General features: G+C 53.2%; 9 protein-coding genes and 1 pseudogene. 7 read left to right on the forward strand and 3 right to left on the reverse strand.

Features of this window, described 5'->3' with window-relative positions:
- Positions 1–16: 16 nt before the first annotated feature.
- The 4 genes from SCARR_RS01750 (at position 17) to SCARR_RS01765 (ending at position 7026) form a co-directional block, all read left to right on the forward strand.
- The gene (locus tag SCARR_RS01750; protein WP_136059808.1) at positions 17–2020 is read left to right on the forward strand and encodes a glycoside hydrolase family 127 protein; all 2004 of its coding nucleotides are present in this window, start codon (positions 17–19) and stop codon (positions 2018–2020) included.
- Between the two features lie 316 nt (positions 2021–2336).
- Positions 2337–3539 (forward strand): glycosyl hydrolase family 28-related protein, encoded by a 1203-nt coding sequence (locus SCARR_RS01755; protein WP_168432895.1) that lies wholly within the window; start codon positions 2337–2339, stop codon positions 3537–3539.
- A gap of 81 nt (positions 3540–3620) precedes the next feature.
- On the forward strand, positions 3621–5555 hold the full coding sequence (locus SCARR_RS01760) for an FAD-dependent oxidoreductase (RefSeq protein WP_136059810.1): 1935 nt from the start codon (positions 3621–3623) through the stop codon (positions 5553–5555).
- A gap of 49 nt (positions 5556–5604) precedes the next feature.
- Positions 5605–7026: a sulfatase-like hydrolase/transferase gene (locus SCARR_RS01765; RefSeq protein ID WP_136059811.1), complete on the forward strand. Its 1422-nt coding sequence runs from the start codon at positions 5605–5607 to the stop codon at positions 7024–7026.
- Between the two features lie 41 nt (positions 7027–7067).
- On the opposite strand, the pseudogene SCARR_RS28740 reads toward SCARR_RS01765, so the two are convergent.
- Positions 7068–7280 (reverse strand): annotated as a pseudogene (locus SCARR_RS28740) (PDDEXK nuclease domain-containing protein); the annotation flags it as partial.
- Here SCARR_RS28740 and SCARR_RS28745 point away from each other — a divergent pair.
- On the forward strand, positions 7191–7730 hold the full coding sequence (locus tag SCARR_RS28745; protein WP_246044462.1) for a hypothetical protein: 540 nt from the start codon (positions 7191–7193) through the stop codon (positions 7728–7730). The pseudogene SCARR_RS28740 and the gene SCARR_RS28745 overlap by 90 nt on opposite strands.
- Positions 7731–7978: 248 nt before the next feature.
- Here the strand turns inward: SCARR_RS28745 and SCARR_RS01775 are convergent, their stop codons facing one another.
- The gene (locus SCARR_RS01775; RefSeq protein WP_136059813.1) at positions 7979–8635 is read right to left on the reverse strand and encodes a response regulator; all 657 of its coding nucleotides are present in this window, start codon (positions 8633–8635) and stop codon (positions 7979–7981) included.
- A gap of 2 nt (positions 8636–8637) precedes the next feature.
- On the reverse strand, positions 8638–10521 hold the full coding sequence (locus SCARR_RS01780) for a histidine kinase (protein ID WP_168432896.1): 1884 nt from the start codon (positions 10519–10521) through the stop codon (positions 8638–8640).
- A 443-nt stretch (positions 10522–10964) separates the two neighbouring features.
- Between SCARR_RS01780 and SCARR_RS01785 the strand changes: the two genes are divergently transcribed.
- Positions 10965–14480, forward strand: a complete 3516-nt coding sequence (locus SCARR_RS01785) for a beta strand repeat-containing protein (RefSeq protein ID WP_136059815.1) — start codon at positions 10965–10967, stop codon at positions 14478–14480.
- A 703-nt stretch (positions 14481–15183) separates the two neighbouring features.
- Positions 15184–17787: an autotransporter outer membrane beta-barrel domain-containing protein gene (locus tag SCARR_RS01790; RefSeq protein ID WP_136059816.1), complete on the forward strand. Its 2604-nt coding sequence runs from the start codon at positions 15184–15186 to the stop codon at positions 17785–17787.
- The last annotated feature ends 36 nt before the right edge of the window (positions 17788–17823 follow it).

A 17823-nucleotide genomic window follows, 5' to 3' on the forward strand; every position in this document is an offset into this window, starting at 1 on the left:
TAAAGAAGGATCTATCATGAAAAATCATATCGCAATAGTACTTGCTGTTTTGACGGCTGGCGCTGCCTGCGCACAGTTTGGTGTTGTCGATAACAGCAAATCTCCCCATGTCACTTTACGGAGTGTCAACATGGGCGACTGTCAATGGACCGACGGGTTCTGGGCCGATAAGTTTAAGCTCTGCGAAGAAACCATGGTTCCGTATATGGGAGAGATCCTTAAAGGCGATATCGGCCATGGGTATAACAACTTTAAAATTGCGGCAGGACTGAAAGAAGGAAAACATGGTGGATCCCCATGGCACGATGGCGACCTGTACAAGTGGATGGAAGCCTCCGTCTATGTCTATTCTATCAACAAGGATCCGCAAATAATCGAAGAGCTCGATGAGATCATCGCCGTGATCGCGCAAGCTCAGGAAGCAGATGGCTATTTGCATACCTTAAATCAACTGAACAACAACGAGCATTTTTCCAATATCGGCCACCACGAGATGTATAACTGCGGCCATTTGTTCACCACGGCGTGTATTCACCACCGCGCAACAGGGAAAACCAACTTTCTTGATATCGCAGTGAAGAATGCCGATTTGTTGTATAAAACATTTCAACCTCAGCCAAAGCACTTGGCTCGTTTCGGGTATAACCAAACCCAGATTTCAGGATTGGTCGAGCTGTACCGCACCACGAAAGACCCTCGCTATCTTGAACTCGCCGGTATTTTCATTGATACGCGCGGAAACAGAAAAAAGGACGGACTCGATGCAACCTCCGCCCGGAAAAGCGGCGACCATACCCAGGATCGAATCCCTTTCCGTAAAGAGTCGACTGCGGTCGGCCATGCGGTGCTGGCCATGTATCTCTATGCCGGAGCCGCCGATGTTTATGCGGAAACCGGAGAGGACGCGCTGCTAGGCGCATTGGATAAGATCTGGTCCGATGTCGTGGATCGAAAAATGTACATTACCGGCGGGGTCGGGCAGACGCATCACGGGGCGTCTGACCGGGTTGATGCGGTTCATGAGGCGTTCATTGGTGAATACATGATGCCGAATGCAACCGCCTACAGCGAAAGTTGCGCGAATGTCTGCAACGCCATGTTTAACTGGCGGATGCTGGGTCTCGAGGGAGAGTCCAAGTTTGCCGATGTCATTGAAAAGGTAATCTACAACAGTGGTATTTCCGGAATTAGTATTGATGGGAAGCATTATTTTTATGCGAACACGCTTCGGCGCACGTCGGATCAAAAACTGGGGAAAACAGACCACGCTGTTCGCCAGCCCTACCTCAAGTGCTTTTGCTGTCCGCCAAACGTCGTGCGAACGATTGCCAAGGTTTCCAACTGGGCCTACAGCCTTTCCGAAAACGGCGTGGCGGTAAACCTCTATGGAGGTAACCGGCTCTCCACCAAACTGCTGGACGGCTCAGCAATCGAACTGAGGCAGGAGTCCCGGTATCCCTGGGACGGTACGGTGAAAATCACCGTGGAATCCTGCAAGGATGCACCGCTTGGAATGATGCTTCGCATCCCGGAATGGGCGAAAGGTTCCTTGGTTCAAGTCAACGGAAAGGATGTTGGCGTCGAGGCTGTTCCGGGCAGCTATGCCGAAATAGTTCAGGCTTGGAAGGCGGGCGATGTGATTACATTGGATATGCCGATGGAGCCTGCGCTGATCGCCGGCCACCCGCGTATTGAAGAAGTCCGCAACCAAGTGGCCATCCAGCGCGGGCCGGTCGTTTATTGTCTGGAATCGAAGGATCTTCCCGAAGATGTGGATGTGTTGGACGTTTATATTCCGTCGGACATCAAATTTAAGGAAAAGCAGGAAACCGACCTGTCCGAATCCATTACAACGCTCCATGCAACCGTGCGTCTGCGTGGAGATCAATATTCAGAAATGTACGCCCCGGTGAAGAAACCGCAATGGAAGCTAATCGATACGAGGTTTATTCCCTATTATGCGTGGAACAACCGCGGGGAAGGCGAAATGACTGTGTGGTTGCCCTTGATCTGGGAGTGATCGGAAAAACCTAATTTTGGAGTAACGTATGATCTCGCTCAAAAAAATGTCGTTCACCGTTTCTTTGTTCGTACTGATGGGGGTCTGGTTCAGGTGGCGGATGTCCTGCTTCTTTGCCGGATCCGCAGTCATAAAACGATCTCGTTGAATTTTAAAATAGTGCAAATAATAACCCGGAACGGGTCAAAACATTCATCGTGCAATTTAATGAGGAATGCAAGGCCTGTCTCCCCAGCTAACAGAGAACCTGATGACAAAAATATATATAGTATTGATAACGATTACGTTTACATTGAATGCCATTGCTTTGAAGTCTATGGAACGTGATTTTTTTAACGATACGATCGACCAGGTCAGCAAGACCGTGGATCTGGTGACGGATTATGGCGCGAACGGGACGGATGCCAAAGATGACTCCGCCGCGCTGCAAAAAGCCATTGATGAAATGACGGCAACGTCGCGCGGCGGTAAAATCTGCATTCCCAGTGGCATTTATTATGTTTCTGGTGTGGCGATCAAATCCAATGTTCATCTTGAACTGGATAAAGGCACCACGATCCGTCCCGAGAACGAATCAGGGGCTGTTTTCTCCATCGGAGCAAACAGCGCAGCCGTTTCCAACGTCAGCGTGAGATGTAAAACAGGGGAGGCCGGGGATCGGTTCGCCGTGGACTTGAGTGCGGTAAAGCCCTCCGTAAGCGCCACCGCTGTGATGGCTCAAAATGTGGATAACTTCCTTATCTCAGACATCAATGTTGTCGAGACCAGTACGGTGCATTCGGCCTTGCGGTTCAACATGGCGACCTATAACGGCGACTATTTTTTCCCGAGAAACGGGGTGGTGAAGAATGTGGATGATTTCGGAGCCCACAATGGATATGGAACGGTTCAGGTAGGGGGCGGAACCCACATTCTGTTTGATAATATAACCGGGACGGGCGGGGTCACGCTCCGGTTGGAGTCAGGGTCTGGCGGATTAAAGGCCGTTAGCGGATCGATGTTCGATATCGTCGGGCGCAATATTACATGCACCAACGGTTTGGCCGCCGTCATGATTTCTCCTCACGCAATGAAAAACGGAACCGTGGATATTGACGGGGTGTTCAGTGACAGTTGCCGAAGCGCGGTTCGCATCGACCGAGGGGATACACGAAATGGGAGCAGCCCGGGGCATTTTGCCGCCGATTCGGTTGTGAAAAATGTGACCGCCGTCTATGGAACAAACGCGCAGCTTAAATTTGGCAGTTGTAAATGGGTGCCGGTGGAGCTTCGGGATCAAATCTCAGCCGGATTGAATCCGGATGGAATCAGCTATTCCGGACCCGCATGCTGTGCGGTTATTTACACGGCATTTGGCGAGGAGGAGGGACACTTCCATGTCACCGTAACGAATGTGAATCAGGTCGGATTCGACTATCAGCCCCAAAAGATTATGTTTGAAGCAGATGCCGTTCCCTATCGGAGAAGACCTGACCAGGCCAAGGGATCCAAGTCAAAGAACGAGAAAAAGAAAAAGTAAATCGAGATCGAGTTTCCAGGGGTTGGAAGACACCAGGAAGCGGGAACGGTCCGATCTTAAAATGATCCCAAGGAGATAACTATGAAGCGCAGAAAATTTTTCACAACAACCGCTGCCGGCATCGGAGCCGGTACCCTTGCGGCAACGAATGCTCAAGGAGCCGTCCCGACAAACGAAAAAGGTGAACGGCTCACCGACAAATGGACGCAGGTGGGAACCGGCACAACCGGCCTGCCTAACCGCAAAAAGAAAATGACGGTGGACGTTGCCGTTATTGGCGGCGGGATGTCAGGCATCTCAGCGGCGGTTGCGGCTGCACGCAACGGTGCCAAAACCGTTCTGGTTCAGGATCGTCCGGTGCTCGGCGGCAATGCTTCCAGTGAAATGCGCGTGACTGTTAACGGCGCAAACTCTAGGAAACGCCCCAGCCGTGAAACCGGTATTATCGAAGAAATCCTGATTGAGAATCGGTATTACAACCAGCAGGAGTCCTATCCTGTATGGGATCATGTGCTTTACGATTACGTGACGCGTCAACCCAATCTGGAGCTGATGCTGAATACGCAAGCCGTTGAGGCCATCATGGACGGAAAGCGAATCCAGTCCGCCGTCTGCTGGCAGTCCACATCCGAAACGGAGTTTGTGATCACCGCCAAAGAGTTTGTCGACTGTTCCGGCGACGGATTGTTGGCTGCTTGCGCCGGTGCCGAATATCGAACCGGCCGTGAGGGGCGTGATGAATTCGGTGAATCTTTTGCCCCCGAAAAGCCCGATGGCTGGACGATGGGCGACACCATTCTGATGATGACCAAAAAAATGGATAAGCCCGTGCCGTTTCGTCCGCCGTCCTATGCCATTCCGTTTGATCATGTAAAGGCGGCCCAAACCGGAAAGCACTCCCGCATCGTCAAACAGGTTGTTGAGGGATTCTGGTGGGTCGAGGTCGGAAGTGACTTCGATATTATCGCCGACCGGGAAGTCAACCGCCATAAGCTCATGGCCTATTTTTACGGCATTTGGGATTACGTCAAAAATTCAGGCGACTTTCCGGAAGCGGAAAATATTGCGCTGGATTGGATCGGATCCATTCCCGGTCGGCGGGAATCGCGACGTTTTATGGGTGATCACATACTGACGCAGGTCGATATTCAGGAGAACCGTCACTTCGAGGATGCCGTGGCCTATGGCGGGTGGGGATTTGACGAACATTGTCCCGGCGGAATTGAAAACCTGGACGATCCGCCGAGTTTCTTTTATGGACGGGTCCCGTACGTTTATGAAATCCCGTACCGCAGCCTCTATTCGCGAAATATTTCCAACCTGCAGTTTGCCGGCCGCAACGTGAGCGTAACGCATACGGCTCTTTCCTCCACCCGCATTATCGCCACCTGTTCCATGATGGGGCAGGCAGCCGGTACGGCAGCGGCCATTTGCGTCCAAAAAGGCATCACGCCGCGCACGTTGGCTGCTAACCACATCAACGAGCTGCAGGAACAACTCCTGCGGGACGATGTATTCATTCCGAACCGTCCGGCAAGTGACGAAAAAGATTTGGCGCGTAAAGCCGATGGGATTTTCGCCTCTTCAACTATTTCGGGCGATGCCAAACTGCTCATCGACGGCATTTCTCGTGACGAACCGGAGACGGTTCACCACTGGGAATCGGATGGCCTGAATGCTGAGATCCATCTGGAATGGGAGAGGCCGGTTCAGGTTGCTGCCGTGGAACTCAAGGGCGACACCAATATTGGCCGAAATATGCAGATGTACAAACAACCCGATAAAGGTGCAGAGCAGATAAAAGATGTGCCTCCGGAGCTCGTGAAGAACCTCACCTGCGAGGCCCGTGTTCAGGGGAAATGGGTTGAGGTGGCTGCGGTTGAAGACAACATGACGCGATTGGTGAAAATGAAATTCAATCCGGTCAAGGCAACCGCCATTCGCTTGAAGCTCAAAGAGACCTGGGGCCATAAAACCATCAAGCTGTTCGAAGTGCGCTGCTACGAATCTGCGTAAGGAGTTCTTAGGATCCAAATAGAAACTAGGTGAAATTCCCGTGATAACAATGAAAACTCAACGACTGACATTTCTTTTGATCGCGCTATCTGCCGTGGTTTTATCCGCAACTGCAGCTAGGCCCAATATCCTGATCATTCTATGTGATGACCTTGGATATGCGGATGTGGGCTTCAACGGGTCGAAAGATATCCCGACCCCCACACTGGATGCGCTCGCAAAAAACGGAACCGTCTGCTCGTCCGCTTATGCGGCCCATCCGGTTTGCGGACCGAGCCGGGCAGCCCTGCTGACCGGACGGTCTCCATACACGATGGGGGGACAGTTCAATATTCCCTACTTCAATCATCAATGGGGCGTATCTACAGACGAGGTCTTTCTCTCCAGAGTGTTGCAGAAATCGGGCTATTATACCGGAGTACTCGGCAAATGGCATCTGGGCGAAGGGCATGAATTCCTGCCGAATCAGCGGGGGTTTGATGAGTTTTACGGACACCTTGGCGGCGGGCATAAATATTTCCCCAGGAAATATTGGGCGGAGTATGAGAAGCGTTTAAAAGCTGGAGACACGGAGATTCCACCCAACACAACGCCTCAGCTCCGAAACGGGAAAGAAGCTCATGAGACGGAGTACCTGACCGACGCATTTTCCCGCGAAGCCGTCAGCTTCATCAAACAGGCTTCCGCGCGCGAACAACCCTTCTTTTTGTATCTGGCCTACAATGCGCCGCATGCGCCGATAGAGGCAAAACAGGAAGACATTGATAAGATGGCGCACATTGAGGGCAAAAAACGCAAAACCTATGCGGCCATGGTTCATTGCGTTGATTATGGCGTCAAGAGCGTGGTGGAGGCCCTGAAGGAAACAGGGGCCTATGAAAACACACTGATCATTTTTCTGAGCGATAATGGTGGGGTGTCTGGACACGGTGCCTGCAACGCCCCATTAAGCGGCGAGAAGCGCGGTGTGGAGGAAGGCGGATTCCGGGTGCCCATGTTCTGGCACTGGCCGGGCGTTATCCCCGCCAACTGCACCTTCGAATATCCGGTGCTCACCATGGATTTCTACCCGACGCTGGCGAACCTTGCGGGTGCATCGATTCCCGCCGACAAGGAACTGGATGGTAAAGATATCTGGATCGATCTGCTGAACGACCGTAATCCGCATCCCGACGAATTAATCGCGGTGATTTCGCATCGCCCTGAGCACACCGATATTGCCGGACGACTCAACGAGTGGAAGGCCGTACGTTCGGGACAGCACTGGAAGCTCTATAACCTCGAAAAGGATGTCGGTGAACAGAATGACCTGAGCAGCCAGCATCCAGAGCGCCTGCAGGATATGGTGAACGCGCTGAATAAATGGGCCGCCACCCATCAAATGCCAGCGTGGGTCTATTCCGATGAAGAACGCGAACGATGGGAGCTTAACACGAATCCATGGTTTGAAGGGACGTTTGATCTTCAGTAGACGGGCGGGGCAACGAGCCGAGCCGTTATTCCGTATGAATCTTACTCGTCCTCACTCTCCGGGTCACTAAACTCTGCTTCCAGTTCTTCGATGGACGGCAGGCTCGGCTTCAGGTTGTCGGGCAGGGCGCGGGTCAGCTGATATTTCGAGACGCCTATGGGTTTATGGATATCGCTCAGGGCATATTCCGCTACAACACGGTCACTCGATTTGCAGAGCAGAATGCCGATAGTCGGCTCGTCCCGCTCGTCGACGGCCCGGACGCGCTTGCAGTCAACTGGATCGAATGGGTTGTCCGGCCGGGCGGGAAGGAAACCTATAAAAACGCCTTCGTCACCGATCACGAAACCACCGCTGAAAACGCCCTCGGCCTCGCCGAGGCCGGCCGCGCCCGCTGGAAAATCGAAAACGAAAACAACAACACGCTCAAAACCAAAGGCAGCCACCTCGAGCACAACTTCGGGCACGGCAAGCAGTGCCTCGGTTCGCTGCTCGCATGCATGAACATCCTCGCCTTCCTCCTGCACACGCTGCTCGACCTCGGCGACGAAGCCTGCCGGCTGGTCCGCAACAGGCTGGCGAAGCGCCAGACCTTCTTCGAGCACGTCCGGGCCCTGACCCACTACCACTGCTTTGAAAGCTGGGGCGAACTCATGGACTTCATGATGCGCGGCCTAGAGATCGGCCCCTACGACCCCGGCTGATCCCCGCCCGCCCAAGGCCCGCCCCCCGTTCAAACCCCATAATTAGAATTGCTGATTACCAGCAGATTTTCTGCATTTTTCAGATGGTTTTACGCAAGCCGTTTTAGGGCAGTGCAAGTACAGCACTTCAGAACATGAACTAGATGGAGCAACCTCTAATGGTAAACATGGGGCATAAGTTCTATTGTTCGGTATCCTGTTCGCTCGACTAATCAAGGTGAAGCGACTGAATCACACTGTTTTTCCCCCTAAGGGAACAGGCCTAGGCGGTGGGCTTTGTTGACGGCGGAGGGGGCGTTGCGGACTTCGAGTTTTTCGTAGATGTGGGCAACGTGGGTGTCGACGGTGCTGTAGCTGATTTCTAGTTTGTCCGCGATTTCCTTTTTTAGGAGTCCTTCTCCGAGCAGGGTGAGGATTTCGAGTTCCCGTGGGGTCAGCATGTTTTCGACCTCCTCTTTGGGCATGTTGCTTTGCAACGTATCGAGGATAAACCGGGCGACGCCTGCGTCGAGTGGCGCTCCGCCGTCCATCACGGTATGGATTCCTTCGGTAATCTGATTCAGGGTAGAGGATTTCAGCAGGTATCCGGCCGCGCCGCGGGAGATGGCGCGCAATACGTCGGCCTCGTCGTCGGACTGGGTGAGAATAATAATTTTGACATCAGGCAGGGCGGTCCGAAAATAGGGAAGCGAGTCGAGCCCGTCCATGCCGGGCAGGCGCAGGTCGAGCAGGATGAGGTCGGGCTCTTTGCGGGTCGACATGTCCTGCAGGCTGCGCAGTGCAATTTCCGAAGTGCCGAACTGACTTGTCAGTTCAATGTCCGGCTCGTCTTTCAGGGCAAGACTGATGACTTCCCGGTATTCGGGATTATCCTCTAGCAGCATGACACGGATTTTACGTTTCATTTCTAAACTCCGAATTTTTTCAGTTTAAGTGATAAGCAAATGCGTGTTCCGCCTGTTTCCGATTTTTCGCTCGACATCTGCGCCCCGAGCAACCGCGCGCGTCGCTTGAGGGAGGACGGGATTTCACCAATCAGGCCGTGGCCGTTGTCGGTGATGGTTAAATCCAGCTCTTTGCTGTTTGCGGTCAGTTGCGTGGTCACCCGGGTGGCGCCGGAGTGCCGGAGAACATTAATGAGGCATTCCTTGTAGAACAGGAAGAGGTCGATGCGCTTGCGGGGCTTGAGTCTTTTCAGTACCTCTTCTCCGTCGAAGGAAATCGTGTGGTCGAGGTCGGCCATGATGCGAGCAGAGGTTCGGCGCATATCCTCTACGAGGTCTTCGTAGAGTCCTTGGGCTTCGAGCAGGTTGGTGCAGTGGCGGGCGGCCGCACCGGTACGTTCGGTGAGCGCCCGCATACGTTGAAGAAGTTTATCGATCTTTTCGGGAGAATTCTTGGCGGCCTGGGCGAGGTCGCCAAGCAGGCCAATGGCGTGGATATTGGCACCCAGTTCGTCGTGCAGGTCGGCCGCAATGCGTTCGCGGGTTCGATAGATTGCACGTTGCCGAATGATGCGGTCGACGAGCATGGTGATGATGGTTCCGCTGGCGAGCAGCACGGCCAGCCAACTCATACGGGTTAGGTTTTTCTTTTGGCGGGTATACCGCTGGTTCAACTCCTCTGAAATCCGGGGACGTTCGGCTTCGAACTCGTGGCGTGTGGCTAGCTGGGTTAGCCATTCGCGAATGGGCAGAATGGAACCATAAATATTCAGGCCATCCGTGAGGTTGGATAATGGTCGATCCGGGGCTGATAATTTGAAGGAGGTGCTGACCGGTTTGTTTAGCGCAATGTTCCTTCCCTTGGAAAAAACCTCGATTTCCGCAAAACCCATTCGTGGGGCGATTCCTCCATAGAGAGCGGTGGGGGTCGGCTCGAGGACCTTGAAGCGCAGGTAGCGAACGGTGGTTTCCGGAAAGGCAAGCATCATAATGGGTCCCATGTCGTAGATGGTTTCAGGACGCAGGTCGAGCAACGGTTTGGCATCCGAAAAGTCGGAGCTGTTTGCCCCTTCAATACGCATGTGCTTGGGTATGCCGAAGTCGCCGAGAAAAGCCTGGGGCAGGGTGTCGCTCTGGTCAACCACATGCAGGTGTACGCGGGAAAGCGGGAAGCTTTGCCCGAGATCAATCATAAGGGAGGGTGTGGGGTCGATGTCTGGCGGGCTTAAGTAGGCTACGCTTTGGTTGCCCTCGGCCGCATCCATTAGATAGGGCATGAATCCATCCACCACATACCGAGCGTCCCAGCCGGGGTTTTCGATATTCATATTCGATGACGCTTTCGCCGGTTTATGCAGCGCGACGTTTGCCTCGCTGCTGAATGCGAGGATTTCCGAGAGCTGAAAAACGTAGAGGTCGTCGAATGCCCGCAGGGAAAGTTGTTCGGCTTCGATCCTGATCCAGGATGCCAAGATGCCTCCACACGGTATGGCAAACGGGGCGATGCGGGGGAGTACCTTATCCATGTCGGTGTATTCGGCAACAACCTGGCCTTCGCGCTCTTCATCGGTTCCGGCAACCAAACGGAAATGCAGGGGAAATCCGTCAGCCTGAAATCTGCTGCCCGTGTCGCGCCGGATAGCGGGCACGAGCATGACTTCGTTGAGGGGAACAATTTTGCCAAAGTCGATTTCGATCCATTCTGAATGGTTATCGGTTTCATGGGCGGTTGAACGATACCCGATGGCTCCGATTCCGGTACCCAAACCATAATTGGCCAATTGTGATAGGTGGGTGTCGATTTCGAGCAGCCGCTGTTCCAAACCGGACAGGGACCTGTTTTTCAACGAGTCCGCCGTTGCGGTGTCAACTAACAAGACGGTCATGAGTATGGTCAGTGTTCGATACATATTCTGTTTATAGCATGGTTTTCGGGGGAGTCGATTAACGTTTTCTACTGGTTGGTATCCTACGCGAAACGGGATCGGCAGGTATCCTCGGCAGGTATCCTGTAAACACGGGATATACAAACTTTCAGTCTGTTGTAGTTTGCATTGTGAATCGGGGAAGGCAGATGCCTGCCCCATCGATCAAATCAAAGGAAGCAGGAGGAACGTGATGAATAAACGGAGCGGTATACGAGCACTCCTCGCCTCAAATGGATCGAATCCATTACCCCTAAACGGGGATATACAACTTTTAGATGGGAGTAAATGAGTCTTAACAATCGGGATAAGGTCTGTGCTTTGTCCGGTGGTCAAGTAGTTAAACCCTAACGGAGGATTAAAAGATGAGGATAGGAATTAAAAAATTAACCACCATCATGGCGGGCCTATTGTGCGCGGCTGTGATGTCAACGCAGGCGGAGCCCTTTAGCAAGGCGTTCAAATTCGTGGGTAATACAGCGGGCGATATCCTGGGCACCAATGTGACGGTGACTAGTACAGCGATTACCGGGCCGGACGGGCTCGCGACCTTTAATGTGTCGTATGATATCTCGACCTTCCCGGCCGCGGACGGAAAGGGAACGAACGTCGTCGCATATGATGAAACCAATTGGGGTATTGACGGTACCGGCGGCGCCTCAAGCCAGTTTTACCCAGGCGAGGCAGCCACCATACACAGTCCTGCGGTGGTTAATTTCAATGCCAACGGCGGAAACATGCTTGAAAGCGATATTACGGGTTTGTCATTGCAAAGAATTACAGTCGGTGGCGCAGGCGGCGGTAGTGACTCTGGCAGCGTTGCGGCCAATGGCATAGCCAATACCTGGCTGGATGCGAATGCGGGAGTACCACAATTTCTAGGCCATCTGGCCAACGCCGTCGACCTGCATGTGATGACGGCATCGAGCAGCGTGCAGAGTGTTGAGATTGCAGGCGTGGGGGGTGCTTGGAGAGCGTCCAGTACTACGGTTGCCGGAAACATGGCGCTTGCCAATTCCACCCTCGCAGTCGATCCCAGCTCGCTTTCCATGACGATGAATGATCCCGAGGTTTCCACCAACGGAACCATCGATGCATCCATCGTTTTCGGTTCATCGGCGAACGATATTGAAATCATTTCAACCGTGACGGACGATGCCGACTTCACCGCCGATAAGGACGGAACCACACTGACGTCTCTTAATACCAATGAAACCATTACCGTGACCTACAATAACACCGGTGACCTGGTGGACAATGGCAATTCAGACAGCGCCACGCTGACCATCACCTGGACCGCGGCCGGTTCTTTGATCACCAACACCACCGATGTGGCGCTGGATGTGACCTATTATGTGGTTCCAACAGGCCCGCAACCTTCATCGCCGGAGCTGATCATCGGCTGGAACGTGTGGCCCGATAAGGCATATAGCCCGAATTCGGTAACCAATGGCGCCATCGGATCTGCCGTCGGCACTGACTCTCCTAGAGTTTCGGATGCCGAAGGAAGCGTGGACGGCACCTGGGGAACGCTGGCTGTTCCTTCGATCGATATCAACGAGACTTCCGCGATCAAGAATTTCAGAAACCGGACATACCAAATCCAATTCACACTGAGCGCTACCGGAAACAGAACCATTCTGGATTCATTCCATTTCGATGCGCTGTATAATAACAGTACCGCACAGAATGACTGGACGCTCTCCGTCTTGTCCGGAACCATCAGCACCGGCGTCGTGGCAACCGGAACGATTGCCGCTCAAGATACCTGGGAAGACTTTGATGTCGATCTGACCGGCATACCCGACCGTGATCTCGGTCCGGGCGGAACCGCGGTCTTCGAGCTGGCCTGGACGGGCGGCACGCCTAATACCACTGCAGCCAATGCTACCATTATGGACAACGTGGGCATCACCGCTCGTATCCCTGTCCACTCCGTCGTGGGGATCGACCCCGCCGCGCTGTCGCTGATCCTGGTCGATCCCGAGACCTCCACGAACGGATCTTTGAACGCCAGCTTCTTCACGGGCGTCGTATCGAATGATGTGGAAATTATTTCAACGCTCACGGATGTTGCCGACTTTGGTGTAGTGCTTTCCGGCACTACCCTGAATGCGGGGAATCCGGCGGAAACCATCACAGTGACCTACATCAACCCCGGCGATCTTGTGAACAACGGCGACGCCACCAATTCCACATTGTCCGTGGAATGGACGGCTGTCGGTTCTGGCGTGACCAACATTACCGAAGTGTCGCTGGATGTGGTTTATTCCAAGTTTACTCTGGCCGGCCCGGTGACGGATCGCTCCATGAGCACGCCGAACGACCGCCTGCGGGTTGCGTTCCAGTACGCGGGCGCCGATTCGGTTGAATTGGCGGTGCGGAATGCCGCAGACGACAAGCTCGAATTCACGGCCTATGACAATCATGCCGCCAACACGGCGCGTGCCATCTATACCACCAAAACGGGTGTACCGTCCGCTGTGACGAATCAGGCTACGGACTTCACCGAATCCGGCTTCTTCAGCTACATCAATGAGCCGTTTACCGTGAACGTTCCCGTCGATAACAGTGGAGAAGCGTTAAATGTGGTTGAACTGGTGGATCTGGTCAATACCGCCTGGACCTGGAAGGACAACGTAGACGAAAATGTGGTCTTCATCGACCTGGCGAGTATCAGCGAAATCTCCAACCTCGTCTCCGATGTGGTCCTGACGATTGAGATTACGGCCAAGGCTGGTGCAAGTACGCTGACTTCAGAAGTCGACGTGACGATCACGCCTGATGGCACTGTCAGTTATTCGTTTGTTGCAAACGGAGCCTCCTTTGCGGAGACCAACGGTATTGAGATTGGTTCAAACGAGGGAGGCAGCTTAAACCGGTTCACGGGGAATAACCGCCATCTGCTCTTAAGTGCCGGTTCCGATCAGGATCAAGTGGCAACCACCACGGGTATCGTGAATGATAAAGCCTTTGGCATGTTCTTTGACACGGACGGTGGTAGTTTCCCGCTCGATAATATTCTGATCAACCTATCGACGGACAATACGCCCGTCATTCCGGCCGGTGCCTTGTTGAAGCTGGAACTATGGAAGATCAACGCGGTCCTGGGCGACCTGAGCACAACCAATGTGGCCACGACCTTTCCGGATCCCGAGCTCGTCTTTACGGGCACGGGTGTGTTCCCCGGCACGTATAATGACGACGACCTCTATATGATCGATCTGCCGGACATCACGCTGGCTGCGGATACCCGCTATGGCTGGGCGCTCCGCTGGAATACGATTGAACCGGCAGCCCTGGTCATTGGAGTTGACCGCGGGGTGGGCGACGTCGGGGGAAGTTTTGATGGAAACCACCTGCGTCTCAACAAGAGCAACGAGATGTTCCCGTTCTATGGCGTGACCGATGGTGAAGGCGCCGGGGCATGGGACATCGTGTTCCACCTCCGGTCCGGAGATCCAGGCACCTACGAAGCCTGGGTCGGTGGGTATGGACTGAGTGGTCCAGCCGCGCTTCGCGGTGCGGACCCCGAGAATAGTGGATTGGGCGATGGATACGATAACCTGATGGAATATGCATTGGGTATGGATCCGACGGCTGAAGATGCCGGTTCCAAGGAATCGGTCAATACCGTAGCTGAAGGCAGCACGAACTACTTCGAGTATGTGCATGATCGCCGCTCGGACTATGTCAAGCGGAGCCTGACCTATGACCTGATTGATACCGAGAATCTAATATACCAAATCGGTCTCGCGACCAACTCGCAGGATGAGGTGAATATGGGCACGGCCGTTGGAAGTTATGAAACGGTCACCAACCGCTACATCACTGATAAGTCGGTTCAGTTCATTGAGCTGGAAGTTCAGCAAGCTCCGTAAGACTAACCAACGGGATTAATACCTAGCATAAGCCTACTCGGACCTCGCGGTCTGGGTAGGCTTTTTTATGGATGGGGTTGGTGAGGCTTGGTGTCGGGCGAGGGCCGTGACCCCCGCCATTCGGTTGAGCGGTCGTAGACGCCCTCGTCGCGTTCCGTTCGAGCTGTCGCAGAGCTGCGGGAAAAGCGACGAGGGCGTCGTTTCCACGATTTAACCTCCCCAGGCTTGTTTTTGAAAACTCGCAATTGGAATTGCAAGCTACGGCTTTTCGGAAAAGTACGAATTTTCGAGTGAACGGAAAAATAGGAACACAAAGGCGCCAAGAACACGAAGGGGCACTAAATGGTTTTTTGTGTCCTTTGAGTCTTATTTAAGAAATTCGTCTCCGTCCCGAAAATCCGCCCGGTATCCTAAAAAAATGGCGATATGAGTAAACATGGCAAAACCTTCTGCCAGACCCCGCATCTCGACCGCATGGCGTACTCCGCTGGACGATTTTATCCATAAAAACGCGGATTTGATTGAATACGTTTATGGTTTATCGGTCAAAAGCACGTGAAAGAATGGTTTTACGCGGTTTTTGGGGCATCCCGTAAACGCGGGATAGGAAAACTTTTAATGGGGTGTAAATTAGGTTACGAAATCGGGAAGGTTACGGGATGAACCCACAGTACAACCAAACCAAAGTAAACAGGAGAGAGAGATGAAGAAAAGGAATATATATCTAATCGCATGCATGATTTCAGCGGTTGCATCGATCAATTCATACGCAGCAGTCATCGTTTCCGATGTCGCAAGCAGCATTGGTGTGTCGGCAGATGGCGTCAGTCTCAACGGATATCTCGCATCGCTTGATACCGCCCCAGTCGGGTTTACCATGACCGGGGGCTCGCTTTCCGCCACAAATACAAACGCTGGAAACGTGATTGGCGTTTACTCAGACAGCCTTGACGCAGTAGTCAACATCTCTGGCGGAACAATGAACGTCGTCGAGTCTGGCGTTGGCGACGCAACTCTAACTCGTATGAATGACCATCAAGATAGCCTTACTATTTCTGGCGGAACTTTTAACGCAACAGAAACGGGCGACGGCGCCATTTATGGTATACGAATGATTAGAGATGGGGATGTAACCATTTCGGGCGGAACATTTAATTTCTCGCAAGATGATTCGAGCGTGGGCAACATCTTCACAGGAGGGGGTGCTGCTGCTCCGCTAATTAATCTGTCGGGTGGACTATTCAACAACTTGGATCAGTTTGATACCCATGTCTCATTATCGGACTCTGCTCACATGATTATCGATGTATTGTCTAATACAAGTACTGGATTGACCTACGACGTGAACGGCGTCATCCAGGAGGCGGCTGGAACTATTTCTGGAACGTTGGCTGATGGAAATGCTTTTTCCTTCGTCTTTGAGACGCTTGAAAGTAGTCAGATTTCGGTAATTGGTGACCTCACCGTCGATTTGGTAACGCCTTCCGAACTGTCGATGTACCATGCCACTGGGGCTGGCTCAACCACCGGTACGGTTGACGCGGTCCACACATCCAGCACGAACCTCGATGTAACCATTACCATTTCTGATCAATCGGATGCCAACGCGTTTACCGTAGTTTCTGCAACGCCGCAAACGCTGACGAATGAGACGACCGAATTGGCGTTCAAATTTGATAATACGGTCGCCGCTCTGGCATTCGGCGAGACGGCCACTGGACTTGTGACCATTGCCTGGGCCGAAACAGGTGGAGGCGCAAGTGGAACAAATTTCATAACGCTGTCCGCGACGGTCGGTGAAAAGATCTATGGAACATTCATTACAGTGGATGATTTCCCGGTTTTCAACCTCACGGCCTACACCAACACAGTGGGTGGGACCGTCCAAAGATTGAGACACACGGGTGAAAATACGACTTCCGCCGGGCAGACGTTCACGATCCCGGAAGGGTCGACGACCACGGTTTCGCGGCTGAGTGTTTGGATTAATAGTATAGAAAGTTTTGATGCCGACAGTACGCACGAAATCAAGCTGTGGTTGGGGGAATACACAAACGATACGCCCGGAGCGGCTTATGCCTTCGAGTTTTTCGATATGGCGGGCAAAGAATTTGGAAAAACCCATCTCACGTTCGATTTAACTTCCGACGTCACCCTTCCGCCGGGCGACTATGCATTTCAGTTGGCTTGGACAACAGCCGATGCCACCCATGATATGACCTTGTTCAGAACGACGGATGCAAGCGATTACGATGCTGGCTCGCGCCTCAATGGCGCAGGGGCGGAGCTCCCCTTTGCGGCCGCTACTACGGCCGGATCCGGCCTGCGCTTTGCGATCCATTCCCGCTCGGATGCCGAGTGGGTGGATATGGGCACGGTGTTCCCGACGGGCGACGATATTGTAGCCAGCATGGATACCACCAACAGTGCAAATATACTGATGCGAAATGTGAGCGGCCTCGGAATCCGGGTTCCAGGGCAATCCTTCGCCCTTGCGTCGGAAACCACCTTGTCGGCGATTACCATCCAGTCCGGGGCGGATGCAAGTTTCAACGGCAATAGTATCCATGAGCTGGACCTGTGGATTGTCGGACTCGATGATGGGCTGTCCAACAATGTTCCGCTGTGGGTCGACGCGGTTGTTTTGTCGTCCGAGACGATGACGAACGGCAACTTCTACAAGATCGATTTTTCCGACATTACCTTGCCGGCAGGTTCCTACGGAATCGAGGTTGAATGGGTGTACGAAAATTCCAACCATATTCTGAACTGGAAGACATCGGATGGCAGTGTGGATGAATATGCAGATGGATACATGCTGTATCAATCAGGCTTCGGGGTGAAAGCGCCGTTCGACGAAACCGCCAACGACAAAGACCTTATTTTCGCGCTGCACAAGCTGGTGGCAGAAGTGGGTTTCGATGCTTGGATTGAAGGCTTTGGTCTGGTTGGCGATGACTTGCTTCCGGAAACGGATGTGGAACCCGACGGGCTCGATAATCTGATGGAATACGCCCTCGGTGGAAACCCGACCAACGACGATGCAGCCGTGGTTTCTCCGAAAACCTACACGGAAGATGATGGGGGAACGGACTATTTCTACCATTTCTCCGATCAGCGTACCGATGATGCCTCGCTGACCTTCACACTGGGTGCCACGGACAATCTGGTAACCACTGCACCGGATACGAACGATGTCTCCTTCGTGGGTGAGTCGGCCACCGCTAACAATTATAAGACGGTGACCAATCGTACCGAGGCCACCCCGAGTGCGAAGTTCATCCAATTGAAAGTTCAAAAGGACTAACCGCATTTAGCCAATAATCAATAGGGCATGCCCGTG

This window comes from Pontiella sulfatireligans (assembly GCF_900890705.1).
Classification (GTDB): Bacteria; Verrucomicrobiota; Kiritimatiellia; order Kiritimatiellales; family Pontiellaceae; genus Pontiella; species Pontiella sulfatireligans.